The sequence below is a fragment of the Microcella putealis genome (genome assembly GCF_004216575.1).
In the GTDB taxonomy this organism is placed as follows: domain Bacteria; phylum Actinomycetota; class Actinomycetes; order Actinomycetales; family Microbacteriaceae; genus Microcella; species Microcella putealis.
The window spans coordinates 351,748-367,018 of record NZ_SGWW01000003.1; the positions used below are offsets into that span (position 1 = coordinate 351,748).

12 protein-coding genes and 3 tRNA genes are annotated in these 15,271 nt (G+C 68.5%); 10 read left to right on the forward strand and 5 right to left on the reverse strand.

What is annotated here, in order from left to right; translation table 11 throughout:
- Positions 1-97: 97 nt before the first annotated feature.
- Positions 98-1,084, reverse strand: coding sequence for a diacylglycerol/lipid kinase family protein (locus EV141_RS09080; RefSeq protein WP_130485631.1), 987 nt, complete (start codon positions 1,082-1,084; stop codon positions 98-100).
- 118 nt (positions 1,085-1,202) lie between these two features.
- Between EV141_RS09080 and serS the strand changes: the two genes are divergently transcribed.
- The 6 genes from serS to EV141_RS09110 all read left to right on the forward strand — a co-directional run bounded on the left by serS (position 1,203) and on the right by EV141_RS09110 (position 6,650).
- Positions 1,203-2,471: a serine--tRNA ligase gene (gene serS, locus EV141_RS09085; protein WP_130485632.1), complete on the forward strand. Its 1,269-nt coding sequence runs from the start codon at positions 1,203-1,205 to the stop codon at positions 2,469-2,471.
- Positions 2,468-3,298 carry an HAD family hydrolase gene (locus EV141_RS09090; RefSeq protein WP_130485633.1) on the forward strand — a complete coding sequence of 277 codons (831 nt, stop codon included), beginning with the start codon at positions 2,468-2,470 and terminating at the stop codon, positions 3,296-3,298. Before serS ends, EV141_RS09090 begins: the two co-directional genes overlap by 4 nt.
- A gap of 57 nt (positions 3,299-3,355) precedes the next feature.
- Positions 3,356-3,443 (forward strand) — tRNA-Ser (locus EV141_RS09095).
- Positions 3,444-3,477: 34 nt separating this feature from the next.
- The gene (locus EV141_RS09100; RefSeq protein WP_157985537.1) at positions 3,478-4,767 is read left to right on the forward strand and encodes an LCP family glycopolymer transferase; all 1,290 of its coding nucleotides are present in this window, start codon (positions 3,478-3,480) and stop codon (positions 4,765-4,767) included.
- A gap of 80 nt (positions 4,768-4,847) precedes the next feature.
- A tRNA-Ser gene (locus EV141_RS09105) sits at positions 4,848-4,939 on the forward strand.
- Between the two features lie 73 nt (positions 4,940-5,012).
- The gene (locus EV141_RS09110; RefSeq protein ID WP_130485635.1) at positions 5,013-6,650 is read left to right on the forward strand and encodes a sulfatase-like hydrolase/transferase; all 1,638 of its coding nucleotides are present in this window, start codon (positions 5,013-5,015) and stop codon (positions 6,648-6,650) included.
- Here EV141_RS09110 and EV141_RS09115 read toward each other — a convergent pair.
- On the reverse strand, positions 6,634-7,050 hold the full coding sequence (locus EV141_RS09115) for a hypothetical protein (RefSeq protein WP_130485636.1): 417 nt from the start codon (positions 7,048-7,050) through the stop codon (positions 6,634-6,636). The genes EV141_RS09110 and EV141_RS09115 overlap by 17 nt on opposite strands.
- A gap of 42 nt (positions 7,051-7,092) precedes the next feature.
- On the reverse strand, positions 7,093-8,754 hold the full coding sequence (locus EV141_RS09120) for a sensor histidine kinase (protein WP_130485637.1): 1,662 nt from the start codon (positions 8,752-8,754) through the stop codon (positions 7,093-7,095).
- A 131-nt stretch (positions 8,755-8,885) separates the two neighbouring features.
- Here EV141_RS09120 and EV141_RS09125 point away from each other — a divergent pair.
- A tRNA-Arg gene (locus EV141_RS09125) sits at positions 8,886-8,958 on the forward strand.
- Between the two features lie 113 nt (positions 8,959-9,071).
- On the opposite strand, the gene EV141_RS09130 is transcribed toward EV141_RS09125, so the two are convergent.
- The gene (locus EV141_RS09130; protein ID WP_130485638.1) at positions 9,072-9,710 is read right to left on the reverse strand and encodes a hypothetical protein; all 639 of its coding nucleotides are present in this window, start codon (positions 9,708-9,710) and stop codon (positions 9,072-9,074) included.
- A gap of 336 nt (positions 9,711-10,046) precedes the next feature.
- On the opposite strand from EV141_RS09130, the gene EV141_RS09135 reads away from it, so the two are divergent.
- The 3 genes from EV141_RS09135 to EV141_RS09145 are packed head-to-tail and all read left to right on the forward strand — an operon-like array spanning position 10,047 to position 13,342.
- Complete coding sequence (locus tag EV141_RS09135; protein WP_130485639.1) at positions 10,047-11,408, forward strand: APC family permease; 1,362 nt, start codon at positions 10,047-10,049, stop codon at positions 11,406-11,408.
- 9 nt (positions 11,409-11,417) lie between these two features.
- Positions 11,418-12,482, forward strand: a complete 1,065-nt coding sequence (locus EV141_RS09140; RefSeq protein WP_130485640.1) for an enoyl-CoA hydratase/isomerase family protein — start codon at positions 11,418-11,420, stop codon at positions 12,480-12,482.
- Positions 12,479-13,342, forward strand: coding sequence for an enoyl-CoA hydratase-related protein (locus EV141_RS09145; protein ID WP_130485641.1), 864 nt, complete (start codon positions 12,479-12,481; stop codon positions 13,340-13,342). Before EV141_RS09140 ends, EV141_RS09145 begins: the two co-directional genes overlap by 4 nt.
- 20 nt (positions 13,343-13,362) lie before the next feature.
- On the opposite strand, the gene EV141_RS09150 is transcribed toward EV141_RS09145, so the two are convergent.
- Complete coding sequence (locus tag EV141_RS09150) at positions 13,363-14,688, reverse strand: ISL3 family transposase (RefSeq protein ID WP_130485642.1); 1,326 nt, start codon at positions 14,686-14,688, stop codon at positions 13,363-13,365.
- Between the last annotated feature and the right edge of the window lie 583 nt (positions 14,689-15,271).

A 15,271-nucleotide genomic window follows, 5' to 3' on the forward strand; every position in this document is an offset into this window, starting at 1 on the left:
GGGGTGTCGCGGGTGCGGCACCCCCGTTTCGCGTGTCACGGACACCGCGCCGGCCGCACGCCCCGCGCGTGGCTGGACGGGGTGCGGGGGAACGCGCCTACTTCTTCTTCGGTGCCCGCACGATGAGCGAGCCCGGCGCGACCTTCACGTCGACGCCCGTGACGAGGCCCATGCCCTCGCCGTCGATTTCAAACTCTTCGGGCTTTTCGAATCGCAGGCTGGCGTGGCGTCCCTGGAAGTAACGCAGGCCGCGCACGGGTTTGTTGCCCTTCAGCAGCTGGCGCCCGGCGCGGGTTTTGCGCACGACGCCGTTCTCCCAGAAGACGGCCGTCGATACGCGCACCCAGCCGGCGAAGTTGCGCGGCCGCATTCCGACGATGTCGAGCAGCCCGTCGTCGATGACGGCGTCGGGCATGAGCAGCACACCACCGGGCAGCGCTCCGCAGTTGCCGACGATGAGTGTGTGCACCGAGGTCGTGCGCGGTGACGAGCCGTCGAGCGTGTAGGTGAGGCGCACCGCGTCGACGTCGCGCACGATGCGAGCGATGGCTTCGACGTAGGCGAGCCAGCCCACGCGCTTCTTCAGCTCGGGGTTCGTGGCGGCGATCATCTTCGCGTCGATGCCAATGCCGATCATGACGATGAAGGCGTGCTCTTCGGTCGCCCCGTCGGTGCGGATGATCGTGGCGATTCCCGCATCGATCGCCCGGTCGTCGCCGTCGAAGACCGTGTCGACGGCCTCGTCCATGCGGTTCACCGAGATGCCGAGGTTACGGGCGAGCAGGTTGCCCGTGCCGGCCGGAAGCAGGGTCATCGGCAGCCCCGAGTCGATGAGGCCCTCGCTGGCGGCGCGGACGGTGCCGTCCCCGCCCGCGACGAGCACCGCATCCACCTTGTCTTTCGCCGCCTGCCGGGCGAGGTTCTGGCCGGGCTCGTCTTCCGTGGTCTCGAGCCACAGGGTGGGCGCGTAGCCGTGTTCGGCCTCGCGTTCGGCCACGGCAGCGCGCAGCTTCTCGGCATCGATCTTGATCGGGTTGTACACGACGGCGATGCGGCGCTGATCGGAGCGCGAGGCGGGCGACATGCCGCTCAGCGTATGCCCATTGACTATGCCTGTGCCGAGGGAAATTCGTTCGGTGTTCACTCAGCCGGTGCGCGGCTGGCCGGGCGGCCCTCGGCGACCGCGTGCCAGACTAGAGCGCGTGATCGACCCCCAACTGCTGCGCGAAAACCCCGAACTGATCCGCGAGTCGCAGAGGGCGCGCGGTGCGTCGGTTGACGTGGTTGATGCCGCCATCGCGGCCGACCGGGCTCGCCGCGACGCGATCAGCGCGTTCGAGACGCTCCGGGCCGAGCAGAAAGCGTTCGGGGCGACCGTCGCGAAGGCGCCGAAAGACGAGAAGGCCGCGCTCGTCGCGCAGGTGCAAGAGCTCGCTGCCCGCGTGAAAGAGGCGCAGAGCGTCGCGAACGAGGCGGAAGCCGCTTTCGATGCCGCGATGACGAGCATCCCGAACATCATTATCGACGGGGTTCCTCCGGGCGGCGAAGACGATTTCGTTACCCTGCGCGAGGTCGGCGAGAAACCGTCGTTTGACTTCGAGCCGCGCGACCACCTCGCCCTCGGTGAGACGCTCGGCGCCATCGACATGGGCCGCGGAGCGAAGGTCTCGGGCGCCCGCTTCTACTTTCTGACTGGCGTCGGCGCCCGCCTCGAGCTCGCCCTCATGAACTACGCGCTCGACACGGCGCTCGACGCGGGCTTCACCCCGCTGATTACGCCGACGCTCGTGAAGCCCGAAATCATGCAGGGCACGGGCTTCCTCGGGGCGCACGCCGACGAGGTCTACTACCTCGCCGACGACGAGCTGTACCTGACGGGCACGAGTGAGGTGGCGCTCGCCGGGTTCCACTCCGACGAGATCATCGACGTCGCTCAGGGCCCCGCCCGCTACGCCGGCTGGTCGACCTGCTACCGCCGCGAGGCGGGCAGCCACGGCAAAGACACCCGAGGCATCATCCGCGTGCACCAGTTCCAGAAGCTCGAGATGTTCAGCTACATCGACCCCGCCAACGCGGTGGCCGAGCACGAGGCGTTGCTTGCCCTGCAAGAAGGGATGCTGCAATCGCTCGGTCTCGCCTATCGCGTCATCGACACGGCCGCCGGTGACCTCGGCTCGAGCGCGGCCCGCAAGTTCGATGTCGAGGCATGGGTGCCGACGCAGGGCGCGTATCGCGAGCTGACGAGCACCAGCAACTGCACCACCTTCCAGGCGCGTCGCCTCAACACGCGTTTCCGCCGTGAGGCGGGCGGCAAGACGGCGCCGGTCGCCACCCTCAACGGCACGCTCGCGACGACCCGCTGGCTCGTGGCCATTCTCGAAACCCACCAGCAGGCCGACGGCTCGGTCATCGTGCCTGAACCGCTGCGCCCCTACCTGCGGGGCCTCGAGATTCTGGAGCCCACCCGATGACCCGCGAGCTCGGTTCGAACGCGCACCTCGTTGCCCTCGACATTGACGGCACGATCCTGCACGAAGACGGCACGCTGTCGCCCGCCGTGGTGGCCGAGGTGCAGCGGCTGCGCGACCTCGGTCACGAGGTGACGCTCGCCACTGGCCGTTCGGTCTCGATGACCCTGCCGGTGCTCGACCGCCTCGACATCTGCCCCGAGTACATCGTGTGCTCGAACGGCGCGATCACGCTGAAGCGCGACGAGCACGCGCCGACCGGGTACCGGCGGCACCGTGTTGAGACGTTTGATCCGTCGGCGGTCTTGACGAGCATCCGACCGCACTTGACGCAGGCGAACTATGCCGTCGAAGACGAGACCGGCATGTACCGCTATGCCGGGCGGTTCCCTGATGGCGCGCTCGGGGCCAACACCGAAGAGGTGCCGTTCGACCAGCTGATGAGCGAGCCGGCCACGCGCGTGGTCGTCATCTCGCCCGGCCACGCGATGGATGAGTTTCTCGCCGCGGTCGAGCTGATGGGCCTGCACCAGGTCAGCTACAACGTCGGCTGGACGGCCTGGCTCGATATCGCGCCCGACGGCGTCAACAAGTCGACGGCGCTCGCGTGGGTTGCCGAGACGCTCGGCGTACCCGGCGAGCGAGTCGTCGTCGCGGGTGACGGCCGCAACGACATCGAGATGCTGACGTGGGCCGCCTCCGTCGGAGGGCGTGCGGTCGCGATGGGCCAGGCCCCGCCCGAGGTGTCGAGCGTCGCCACTGAGGTGACCGGCACTGATCGCGAAGACGGTCTCGCGACGGCGCTCGCGCAGCTCACAGTCGCTGCATAGCACCCTCGCCCGGCCGAAATGACACTGTGTCGGCTAGACTGGGCGGCTGATGTCCAAGGAGGGCTGTCCGAGCGGCCGATGGAGCTGGTCTTGAAAACCAGTGGGCAGAAATGTCTCGTGGGTTCGAATCCCACGCCCTCCGCCACTCGGCTGTTCGCCTGAGCCCGGGGGAGGGGTCGATGACCGAGCTGATTCGTGATCGCGCGTTGCGCTCATTGCCGACGGCGCGCATCCGCCACGGTCGCCTCCCTCGCCCGCGCTGGTGGCGCAGCCTGCTGGCGATCGTCGCCGCCGCGCTCTCGGTCGTGCTCGTCTCGGGCACGGCGCTCGCGAGCATCGTCTCGTGGCGCTTCGCCTCGAACATCGAAGAAGACGTGCTGGTCGACGCCGATGGCAACGTTCGCGCGATTCCCACCGTCGGTGACTGGCCGGGCGGCTTCAACGTCATGCTTTCTGCCCTCGACAACGCGGAGGGGCAGTTCGACGCCGGGCAGCGCGACGCGACGCTGAACGACGCGAACCTGCTGGTGCACGTGGCCGAAGACCAGCAGTCGGCCGTCGTGATCAGCATTCCGCGTGACCTCATCGTGCCGATCCCCGCGTGCCCGCGCGAAGACGGCGAGGGCTCGTACTCGGCCATGTCGGCGCAGCAGTTCAACGTGGCGTACGGCCACGGCGGCATGAACTGCGTCGTGCTCACCGCCGAAGAGCTCACCGGCCTGACGATCGACTACTCGGCCTCGATCAGCCTCGAGGGCGTCGCCGCCATGTCGACGGCCGTCGGCGGCGTCGACATCTGCATCACCGAGCCGCTGTACGACCGCTACACCGGCCTCGACCTGCCGAACGCCGGCACCAACACCATCGAGGGCTTCCAGGCCATGCAGTTCTTGCGCACTCGCTACGGCGTCGGTGACGGCAGCGACTTCAGCCGCATCGGCTCGCAGCAGCAGTACATGGCCTCGCTGATTCGCAAGCTGCAAGACGGCGGGACGCTGACGAACCCCGCAGCGCTCTACGGCCTCGCGCAGGTAGCGACCGACAACATGCGTCTGTCGAGCGGGCTCACGAGCCTCGACACGATGGTCTCGATGGCGCGCGTGCTCGCCGAAATTCCGCGCGAGAACATCGTCTTCGTGCAGTACCCCGCGACGACCAACGGGGCGGGCCGCGCTGTTCCCATCGAGGCGGATGCTGACGCGCTGTTCGCAAAGATTCTTGCGGGCGAGCGCTTCACGCTCGCCGACGACCCGACGGGCAACGGTACCGAGATCGTGCCCGACCCGAACGCCGAGCCGAGCCCCGAGCCCACCCCGTCGAGCGAGGCGGGCGGCGAGACGCCGGCACCGAGCGACGAGCCGGCCGCGCCGAGCGATCCGAGTGCGTCCCCGGCCCCCGCCGAGCCGGAAGAGCTCGACTTTGCTCGGGGCCAAACGGCGGCCGACAACACCTGCTCCGTCGTTCGCTGAGCCGCTTCGACGGGGTGACGATCGGTGACCGCGTGATGCGGGCATCCCGTCACCGGCTATAGTGGTGACGGCTTTCGCCAGGAGACGTCGCATAGTCCGGCCGAGTGCACCACCCTGCTAAGGTGGAGTCCCCGCAAGGGGACCAGGGGTTCAAATCCCCTCGTCTCCGCCACGAAAAGGCCCCGCTTCGGCGGGGCTTTTCGCGTTCCTCGGCACTGCGCAGGTCGTCGACTTAGGATTCCCGCATGGGGGGTCACACGGAGATCGGCATCCCCCCGGCGCCCTCGTCGCGAGCGACAGTGCTGAATGTGCTCGCCTGGGTGACCATCATCGGGGTTTCCCTTCTTCCCGGGATCCTCGGTAGCGGTACAGCGGCCGCCGCCCGACTGCCGTTAGAGGCCATCGTTCTCGTGCTTCTCACCCTCGTCGTGCCTCACCCCACCTTCCGACGCGTGGTGGCCACCGGGTTCGCCGTGCTCACCGTCGTCGCCGCCGCCATCGCGGTGCTCGATCGCTCGTTTCGCGCGACAATCGACCGCGGCTTCGCGGCCGCGGAGGACTGGCGGGCCATCGTCAACGCCTACGGCGTCGTCGAGAATGTCGTGGGGCCGGTGCTCGCCGCCATGACAGCCACACTCATCGTCGTTCTCGCGATCGCCGTGGTCGCAGGCGTCGCGTGGTGTGCTCTGCGATGCGCGCGCACGGTCTCCGACGCGGGCCGCCGCGGACGCGTCGCGGCGGCTGCGGCGGCCGTCGCGTGGAGTGTGTTCGCGATCGCCGGGGTGCAGCACACCACGGGCGCATCCGTCGCCGCGGCTGATCCGTTGAGATCGCTCACCGAGGTCGCCGCCGAGACGACGCAGAGCATTCGCGATCAGGAAGCCTTCGCCGAAAACATCCGCAAGGATCCGCTGGCCGAGCAGCCGGCCGAGCACCTCTTTGATGCACTTCGGGGCAAAGATGTCGTCTTCGCGTTCGTCGAAAGCTACGGCGAGGTCGCCGTCTCGGGCGCGGAATCGATGGCGGGTATCAGCCGCACGATCGACGACTACGCGGCACGGTTGACCCAGAGCGGTTACCGCGCCGAAAGCGCATTCCTCAGCTCGCCGACCTTTGGCGGCGTGAGTTGGCTGGCGCACAGCACGCTCGAGAGCGGCACGTGGGTTGACTCGCAGCAGCGGTACGACACGCTGCTGGCGAGCGACCGCCTGACGCTCAGCAGTCTCTTCGGCGACGCGGGATGGCGCACCGTCGCCGTCAAGCCCGCGCACACCGAGCCGTGGCCCGAGGGTGCCGCCTTCTATGGATTCGACCGGATGCTCGACTGGCGCGCCCTCGCATTTGACGGGCCCACTTTCGGGTTCGCGCTCGTGCCCGACCAGTTCACCTGGCAGCGCTTTTTCGACGACGAGCTGTCGCGAGGTGACGCCCCGGTCATGGCCCAGATGAGTCTCATCTCGTCGCATTCGCCGTGGACGCCGACGCCACCGCTCGTTCCGTGGACGGACGTCGGCGAGCCCGGGGCCTTCGACGGTCAGTCGCGCGAATCAGGGGACATCTGGCCCGATCCCACGCGCGTGCGCGCCGCGTACGCCGAGTCCATCGAGTACTCGCTCGGCGCGACACTGTCGTTTCTCGAGAACTACGACCCGTCGAACCTCGTTCTGGTGCTCGTGGGGGACCACCAGCCATCGCGCATCGTCAGCGGCGAGGCGGCCGACACCGACGTGCCCATCACGATCCTGTCGAAGGATTCGACGGTGTTCGAGCGCATTCACGAGTGGGGCTGGGAGCTCGGCTTCCGCCCGTCACCCGACGCCCCGGTGTGGCGCATGGATACCTTTCGCGACCGATTCGTCGCGGCATTCAGCGGCGGGGAGTGAGGCCTGCGCGCCGATCCCTCCAGGCGATCACCGTGGCGGCCACCAGAACGACCACACCGATCGACTCGATGATCGCCGTCTCGCGAATGAGCGGGTAGTCCCATCCCGGCTGAACACCGAGCAGCCCGACGGTGAGCGTGAGCGCGAGGGCCAGGAGGCTCGCCACCATGAACAGCAGCGCGAGCACCGTGACGGCGAGCAGGAATCGACGGGGCGCCACGAGCATCCCGACACCCAGCGCGAGGCCGGCAACGAAGTTGAGCACGAACGTCACGCCCAGAAGGCCGCCGGCGCCGGTCAGGACGAGAAACAGATGGATGCCGCCGGCCGCGAGCACAAGAAGGGCGCCAACGATTCGCGCGACGGTCAGGGTGCGGGGGTGAGGGCCAGCCGTTGACATGTGTACTCCGATTCTGTGGGTGGCCCGACGGCGCTGCTCGCGTTAGCGCCGCGGCAGACGCACGGTGAAGGTCGATCCCTCACCGAGAGTGCTCTCGACGTGCAGGCGGCCGTCGTGGGCGTCGACGATGGCTTTGACGATCGACAGTCCGAGGCCGATGCCGCGCGTGGCCGAGACGCGCGCCGAGTCGGCGCGGAAGAACTCGTCGAAGAGTCGACGCTGATCGTCGTCAGAGATTCCGACGCCGGTGTCTTGCACGTCGAGTTCGAGCTCGTCGCCGACGGTGCGGGTGACGACCGCGACCGTGCCGCCCTCGGGCGTGTACCGCACGGCGTTCGACAGCAGGTTTTCGCACACCTGTGCGAGACGCACCGGGTCGAGGCGCCCGCGGGCCGACCGCAGGTCGAGGTGCACGGTCAGGCGTTTGGCCGTGATCTCGTGGGCGAGCGCGGCTGCGGCGTCGGCGGCGATCTCGGCGAGGTCGGCGTCACTCACGTCAAGTCGCATGGGGCCGGTTCGGGTGCCCGCCGCGGTGAGCAGGTCGCGCACGAGCACGGTTTGTCGGCTGACGTTGCGCTGCAGCACCGGGAGCCACTGCGCAACGGCGTCGGGAAGTGACTCTTGCTGCTCGATGATGACCTCGAGCGCCCCGGCGACGGTCGTGAGCGGCGTGCGCAGCTCGTGAGACACCGTGCCGATGAAGGCGTCCTTCGCCTCGAGGGCGCGCACGAATTCGGTGACCTCGGTGATCAGAATCACGTTCGCGATGTGCTCGCTGTCTGCCGTGTGAACGGGGCCACCCGATACAGAGAGGGCGCGCTGCGCGCCACCGGGCGGGCCGACCCAGATCATTCGGTCGATGACCGTTTCGCCTCGTACGACGCGCGTGTAGGTCATGTCGTCTGGGTCAAGCGGGGTGACGCCGTCGGCGTCGAAGGCCGGGGCGTGGCGGTAGCTTTCCCACGGGTCGGCGCCATTGGCCGTGAGTTCCGGGCTCTCGCGCAGCACCTTGTTCATCAAGATGAGTTCGCCGTCGGGGTCGGTGATGATGACCCCGATGGTCAGCGAGTCGAGCACAGTGTCGAGCAGGAAGCGGCTGCGCTCGCTCGCGCCCGCCGCCTCAGCGCGGCGCGTCTGCTCGATGAGCAGCGCCTGCTGCCGATCGGCAAGGATCGACGCCATCGCGTTCGCGGCGACCGCGCTCAAGATCATCACGAGCGGAAGCATGACGATCAAGACGACGGCGCGATCCGCGTCTGCCTCGCCAAGCTCCCCGCGGGCAAGAAGCACCATGTCGGGCACGACGACGAGGACAGACAGCACCCCGATGGTCGCCAGGGCGATGCGCGACCGCATCAGCCCGGCCCACACCGCCGGCAGGGTCAGCATCATCACCATGGGGTTCGTGCCGTCGCCCGTCGACACGGTGCGGATGATCGCAAAAGCCGCGAAATCGAGACCGGGTATGGCGAGCATCCACGGCTGATAGCTCGGCGCGTTGATGCCGGGAAGCAGAATGAGCAGGGTGGCGACGGCGACGAAGCCCGCACCGATGAGGTTCGGCGCGCTCGCGGCGAGGGGAGCCTCGATGATGAGAAGCAGCACGGTTGCCGCGAGAAAGATGGTGGCGAACGCGCCCTGCAGCAGGCGCGCGGTAACGCCCGGCGTGACGAACGGGCGATCGTCAATGGTCGAGTCGGCCACCGGCGCCTCCTTCCGCTTTGCCCACCCTAGGGAGTAATTGACAGCCTGTCAGCACCCTCATCGGGGGAAGGTCCGCCGATTCGCACCCGCCCTGCGACGCTGGTATGCTCACGGGGTCGCTCACGCGATGTGCGCCCCTAGCTCAATGGATAGAGCATCTGACTACGGATCAGAAGGTTGGGGGTTCGAGTCCCTCGGGGCGCGCAGTGCGAAGGCCCCCGCGAAGTATCGCGGGGGCCTTCGTCGTTTCTCCGTGGGGGGAGATTCTCCTGGGGGGAGACCCGCCCGTCGTGCGGGCGGGAGAGGTGTCGTCAGCCTTAGCGGCCGAGGATGCCCGTCAGCGAGCCGGTGACGTCGCTGATGATGCCGTCGACGTCAACCGAGCCGGTGATGTCCTCGACGAGGCTGTTCACGTCCACGACGTCCGAGACAACGTTGTTCACATCACCCAGGTCAACGTTCGTGGTGTTGCCCGAGCCGATGGGCGCGCTCACGTCGTTGCCCGAACCGATGGCGTTGCCGTTGCCGACCTCGGTGCCCGAGGCGATGTCGCCGGTCTTCGGGGCCACGACGACCGGGCTCTCGTTCGAGAGGTCGCCACCCGTGATGTCGCCCACCACGCCGTCAACCGAGGTCGCGCCGCCGGTCACGTCACCGACGAGCGAGTCGAGTGCGATGCCGCCGACCAGGTCGCTGATCGAGCCGCCGAGCGCGTTGTCGCTGATGGCGGGGTCGCCGCCGGTAATGCCGCCCGTGATGTCGCCGCCGTTCAGCACGGCCTCGATGCTGTCGAGGATGTTCGTGGCCGTGTCAGTGGTCGACGTGCGCTCGCTGGTCGACGAGTCGGTCGTGCTGGTGTTCGCGGTGGCGGGCATGGCCACGCCCACGGCGAGGAGGCCTGCTGCAGCAAGCGCGGCGACGCTGGCGGTGGTCTTCTTCGTGGTGAATGCGTTCATGATCGAACCGTTTCCTTCCATGCTGTTCGCTCGGCGGCCGGGTGTCGGCCTGTCGTTTCCGGCGAACTCGTGGGGCCATCCGGAGCCCGGCGTCGGCCGGTTTGGCCCCCGAGCCGTGTACCCCGTTTGGGGGGCACCGTTTTGACTTTTTGCTGTGAGTTCCTGTGTGCCGTCTTCCGCCGAATTACGGGCGATTGCGGGCGAAGAGGACCGGATGCTCAAAGATCACCAGGTGCGTGAATCCCCCGTGGGTGGTAGCGGGCAAGCGTCTTACCGTGCACCTGCCTCCGCGTCAACGGGTCGCGGGGGGTGTCTTCGCCCCCATACGGTCATTGGATGCCCAATGCGACAGCTGACGCCCGTGGCCGCTCGACGAGAGCCAACGTGGCGACGTTGGGCAGCGCTCTGCCGCCCACCAAATTGCGCCGCGCCATCACGGGCCCGCTGCTGTTCCTTTTCATTCTCGGCGACGTTCTCGGAGCGGGCATCTACGCGCTCGCGGGTGTCCTCGCGGGCGATGTCGGTGGCGTGCTCTGGGCCCCGATCATGCTTGCCCTAGGTCTGGCGCTCTTGACGGCGGGGTCGTATGCCGAGCTCGTCACGAAGTACCCGAAAGCGGGCGGCGCCGCAGTGTTTGCCGAGCGCGCCTTTCGTCGACCCGTGGTCTCCTTCCTGGTGGGGTTCAGCATGCTCGCCGCCGGGGTGACCAGTGCCGCCGGTCTCACGTTGGCTTTCGCGGGTGACTACTTAACGGTGTTTATCGACGTGCCGCCGATCGTTTCCGCGCTCGTGTTTCTGGCCCTTATTGCCGCGCTGAATGCTCGCGGAATTCGCGAGTCGCTCGGCGCCAACGTCGTCATGACCGTGCTCGAATTGTCCGGGCTCGTTCTCGTTGTCGTCGTTGTCGCGATCTTCGTGGGGGGCGGGGGCGGCGATGCCGCACGACTGACGACCTTCCCCGAGGGGTCGGTGCCCGCGCTTGCGATCCTCGCCGCATCGATCGTCGCGTTCTATTCGTTCGTCGGCTTCGAGGTGTCGGCCAACGTGGCCGAAGAGGTTCGCGACCCTGCGCGCACGTACCCCCGCGCGCTGTTTGGCGCACTCATCACGGCAGGCGTGTTGTATCTGTTGGTTGCTCTCGCGAGTGGCATCGCGCTTCCCAGCGACGAGCTCGCTGACACCAGTGCGCCGTTGCTCGCCGTCGTCGAGTCGACCGGCGCGGGCGTGCCTCCGTGGCTTTTCAGCCTCGTGGCGCTCATCGCGGTGGCAAACGGCGCACTCTTGACGATGATCATGGCGAGTCGTCTTGCGTTCGGAATGGCCGAGCGGGGCCTACTGCCGGGCGTACTCGCTCGAGTTCTCCCGCGCCGGAAGACCCCGTGGGTCGCGATCGTCGCAACAACCGTGGTGGCGATGATCTTGGCCTCGATCGGCACGTTGGAGCTTCTGGCCGAGACAGTCGTCCTCTTGCTCCTTTTCGTCTTCATCACCGTAAACGTCGCCGTGCTCGTCTTGCGGCGCGATCGGGTCGATCACCAGCACTTCCGCGTGTGGGCGCCGATTCCGGTGCTGGGTGTCGCGTCGTGCATCCTGCTTCTTTCGCAACAGAGAGCCGAGGTGTGGCTCGCCGGAGCAATCATGCTCGCCATCAGCGCAATCCTGTACCTCGTTCCTCGGGCGATCACTCGTGCCCGCTAGCGTGGTCGCATGCTCGACGTCGAGATTCGCGGCCACCTTGGCCTCATCACCCTGAACCGCCCGGCCGCGCTCAACGCGCTCACCCACGAGATGGTCATCGGCATTCGGGATGCGCTGCGCACCTGGGCGGGCGACGACAGCATCCGCGTGGTTGCGATCCGCGGCGCCGGCGACCGCGCCTTCTGCGCGGGCGGCGACATCGTGGCGATGCGCGCGCGGGTCGTGGATGGTGACGTGGCGGCGGCCGCCGGCTTCTTCTTCGACGAGTACCGCCTGAACAGTCTCATCGCGCGCTACCCGAAGCCGTACGTCGCCCTGATGGACGGCATCGTGCTGGGCGGCGGCGTGGGCGTTTCGGCCCACGGATCGCACCGGGTCGTCACCGAGCGCACGCGCATCGGCATGCCCGAGACCGGCATCGGCTTCACCCCCGACGTTGGCGGCAGTTGGCTGCTGAGCCGCGGCCCCGGCGAGGCGGGCACGCACCTCGCGCTTACCGGTGCCATGGTCGGCGGAGCCGACGCGATCGCGGCGGGGCTTGCCGACGTCATGGTCGGCTCCGACCGACTCGACGATCTGCTCGACGCCCTCGAGCGCTGCACCGAGCCCGCCGACGTCGACGCGGTGCTCAACAGCCTGGGCGAAGAAGCGGGCGAGGCGGCGCTCGCCGAGCACGCGGCCGCCCTCGACGCGGCGTACGCCGGCGACGACGCGGCCGTCATTCTTGACCGGATGCGCGCATCCCACGACCCGTCGCTGCAGGAGGCGGCGCGCGCCCTCGCCGGCCGATCGCCCACCTCGCTCGCGGTCACCCTCGCGGCCCTGCGCCGCGCCGCGCGCCTCGAGAGCCTCGACGAGGCCCTCGCGCAAGAGTTTCGGGTCGTCGCGCGACTGCTCGACGAACCCGACTTCGCTGAGGGGGTGCGCGCACAGCTCGTCGACAAAGATCGGCAGCCGCGCTGGGTGCCCCCGACGCTCGACGACGTCGACCCCGACCGGGTCGCGTCGTTCTTTGCCCCGCTGACCGACGCGGAGCGCGCCCGACTCGACACCCCCGACTGGAGCCCCCGATGAGCGACCCTGCCGAGCACGCCACCCCCGCCGAGCGCCCCGCGACCGCGCTACCCGACGGATTCGACCCGGTCGGCGACGGCAAGGGAGCCGCTTTCGCGGGCATCGTCGCGGGTCGCCGCGACCGGGTGGGCCTCATCATCCTTGACCGTCCGCAGGCGCTCAACGCCCTGAACCGCCAGGCAATGGATGCGGTGGTCGCCGCCGCCACGCTCTTTGATCTCGACGAGACCATCGGCGCGATCGTGCTGACCGGCGCGGGCCGCGCCTTCGCCGCCGGCGCTGACATCAAAGAGATGGCCGAGCTCAGCTACGCCGAGGCGACTGCGCGCGACCTGTTCGCGGGCTGGGACGCGCTCACGCGCATCCGCACCCCCCTCATCGCGGCGGTCAACGGCTTTGCCCTCGGCGGTGGCTGCGAGCTGGCGATGATGTGCGACGTGATCATCGCCGCCGACACCGCGAAGTTTGGCCAGCCCGAAATCAATCTGGGCGTCGTGCCGGGCATGGGTGGCACCCAGCGACTCACCCGCGCCGTCGGCAAGGCGAAGGCGATGGAACTGATTCTCACCGGCCGCATGATGGATGCCCGCGAGGCCGAAAGCGCCGGTCTCGTCGCGCGTGTGGTCGCCGCCGCCGAGCTGCTCGATGACGTGCTCACCATGGCCGCGGGCATCGCCGCGAAGTCGCTGCCGGCGCTGCAGGCCGCCACCGAGCTGGTCGACGCGGCCTTCGATTCGACCCTGACCGAGGGGGTCGCGCGCGAGCGCCGCGTCTTCCACGCGGGCTTCGCCCTCGACGACCAGAAAGAAGGGATGCGCGCCTTCATCGAGAAGCGCGAGCCCCGGTTCACGCACCGCTGAGCACTAGGCGGATTGACGGCTCATCCCAATCGGGGGTGTAGGAGTTGGGGTGTGAAGCCGCCGGTCTCGAGCAGGCTTCGGGCGATGTAGTTGGTCAGGTGGCGGAACCCGAGTGCGGAGCCGCGCAGGTGTTCGAGCCGTCCGTTGAGCGCCTCGGTCGGCCCGTTGCTGGTGCCGGGTCGTTCGAAGTAGGCGAGCACGTCAGCGGCTCGCTTCTTCAGGGTCCGGCCCAGGGTGGTGAGCTCGGTGAGCACCTTGGGGACGCCGGCGCTGAGGTCGGTGATCAGCTTCTCCATGAGCTCGCGGCCACGTTGCCGGTCCTCGTGGCGATTGGCGGCGATCATGCGCTGGTAGACACCCCAGGTCGCCTCGACCTCGACGTGAGCGTCATCAACGAACAGCGCGCGTAGCCTGTCGCTCTGCTTGTCGGTGAGCAGGTCCGCGCCGGTGTGCAGCGTGCGCCGCGACTTGTAGAGCGGGTCGTCCCTGAACCCACGGTGCCCGTGGATCGCGAGTTGGACCCGGCGCCGGCACCTGTCGAGGGCGTCACCGGCCAGGCGCACGACGTGGAAGGGATCCATCACCGTGACCGCGTCCGGGATCTCCTCTGCAGCGGCGGTCTTGAACCCGGTGAAGCCGTCCATCGCGACCACCTCGACCGCGTCACGGAAGGCGTCGTCGCGGTCGGCGAGCCAGGTCTTGAACGCCGCCTTCGACCGGCCCTCGACCATGTCCAGCAGCCTTGCTGCGCCGGCGCCATCGCGGACCGGGGTGAGGTCGATGATCACGGTGACGTACTTGTCGCCACGCCTGGTGTGGCGCCAGACGTGCTTATCGACGCCAATGACCTTCACGCCCTCGAACCGCGTGGGGTCGTTGATCAGCAGCCCCTTGCCTTCAGCCAGGACCGCGTTGTTGGCGGTGTCCCACGCGACCCCGAGTCCCTCGGCGACACGTGCGACGGTGAGGTGTGCGACCGCGATCCCTTCCAGCGCCCACCGCAGCCCGGTGCGCGAGAGCTTCGCGCGTGGCTCCGCGGCGGCGCTGGTGTCTTGGCGCCACACGTGTCCGCAGTCGGCACAGCGGTAGCGGCGCACTACAACTTCCAGGACGGTCGGTCGCCAGCCCAGCGGCTCGTGGGCCAACCGCCGGATCACGGTGTCACGAGCAGCGCCTTCGCTGCCGCACCGTCGGCACCACTGATCTGGTTCCACCACGCGGCACGCGAGGACCGCACGATCCGGCTCAAGTCGTTGTCCGGCCACGCTCAGACCGAGGCCGTCGAGTCGAGCGAAGGCGGTCAGGTCAGGGCGGCCGAAGCCGGCCGGCGGGGTAGCGTCGGTCACGTCGAGGTCTTTCGGACGGATGGCGTAGGAACCTCCGTCGTCGGGAGACCTCGACGTCTCCCTGCGGACCGACGCGCCCGGCCGACCTACACCGTCATCTGAGAAGACCCCTGAAACGTCTTCGCCGACGACGGGACCGGCGAGGAGGAGGGCGCGGTGAGCTAAAAGAATGGAGCTTGCTCGGCTTCGACGCCGCCGCAAGCTCCGGTGAAACGGTCGGTACTGGTCGGTCGTCGTCGGTCACCACCGGGTGGCGGCGTCCTCCACGCTCGGCGTTTGCGCAGGTCAGCGGCTCGTTCGCCCAGTGGGCGCATCAAGCGATAGACGCAAAGCCGACGTGATTAGGTCGTCGGTTCGATTCCGACAGGCGGCTCCGGCGAACCGTTCTGGTGGTCGCGCGATGCGCTGGCCTCACGGCTCTACCCGACACCGACGTCGCTCTCCTCTGCGACGGACCCCTCGCCGGCTGAGCGCTCGCGGCCGGCATCCTGTCCGTGTGCCGATAGGCCTCGCACCGCTCGGCAACGCAGCGTGGCGTTGCGTCGCGACCTGGCGACGGCTCGGCGGGGCGCGATCGTCTCGT

Bases quoted from the DNA above. Each gene is read 5' to 3' on its own strand.
- EV141_RS09100 (WP_157985537.1), top strand. From the start codon at position 3,478: ATGACCGAGCTGATTCGTGATCGCGCGTTGCGCTCATTGCCGACGGCG.
- EV141_RS09115 (WP_130485636.1), bottom strand. From the start codon at position 7,050: ATGTCAACGGCTGGCCCTCACCCCCGCACCCTGACCGTCGCGCGAATC.
- EV141_RS09140 (WP_130485640.1), top strand. From the start codon at position 11,418: ATGCTCGACGTCGAGATTCGCGGCCACCTTGGCCTCATCACCCTGAAC.
- EV141_RS09145 (WP_130485641.1), top strand. From the start codon at position 12,479: ATGAGCGACCCTGCCGAGCACGCCACCCCCGCCGAGCGCCCCGCGACC.
- EV141_RS09135 (WP_130485639.1), top strand. From the start codon at position 10,047: ATGCCCAATGCGACAGCTGACGCCCGTGGCCGCTCGACGAGAGCCAAC.
- EV141_RS09090 (WP_130485633.1), top strand. From the start codon at position 2,468: ATGACCCGCGAGCTCGGTTCGAACGCGCACCTCGTTGCCCTCGACATT.
- EV141_RS09130 (WP_130485638.1), bottom strand. From the start codon at position 9,710: ATGAACGCATTCACCACGAAGAAGACCACCGCCAGCGTCGCCGCGCTT.
- EV141_RS09110 (WP_130485635.1), top strand. From the start codon at position 5,013: ATGGGGGGTCACACGGAGATCGGCATCCCCCCGGCGCCCTCGTCGCGA.
- EV141_RS09080 (WP_130485631.1), bottom strand. From the start codon at position 1,084: ATGTCGCCCGCCTCGCGCTCCGATCAGCGCCGCATCGCCGTCGTGTAC.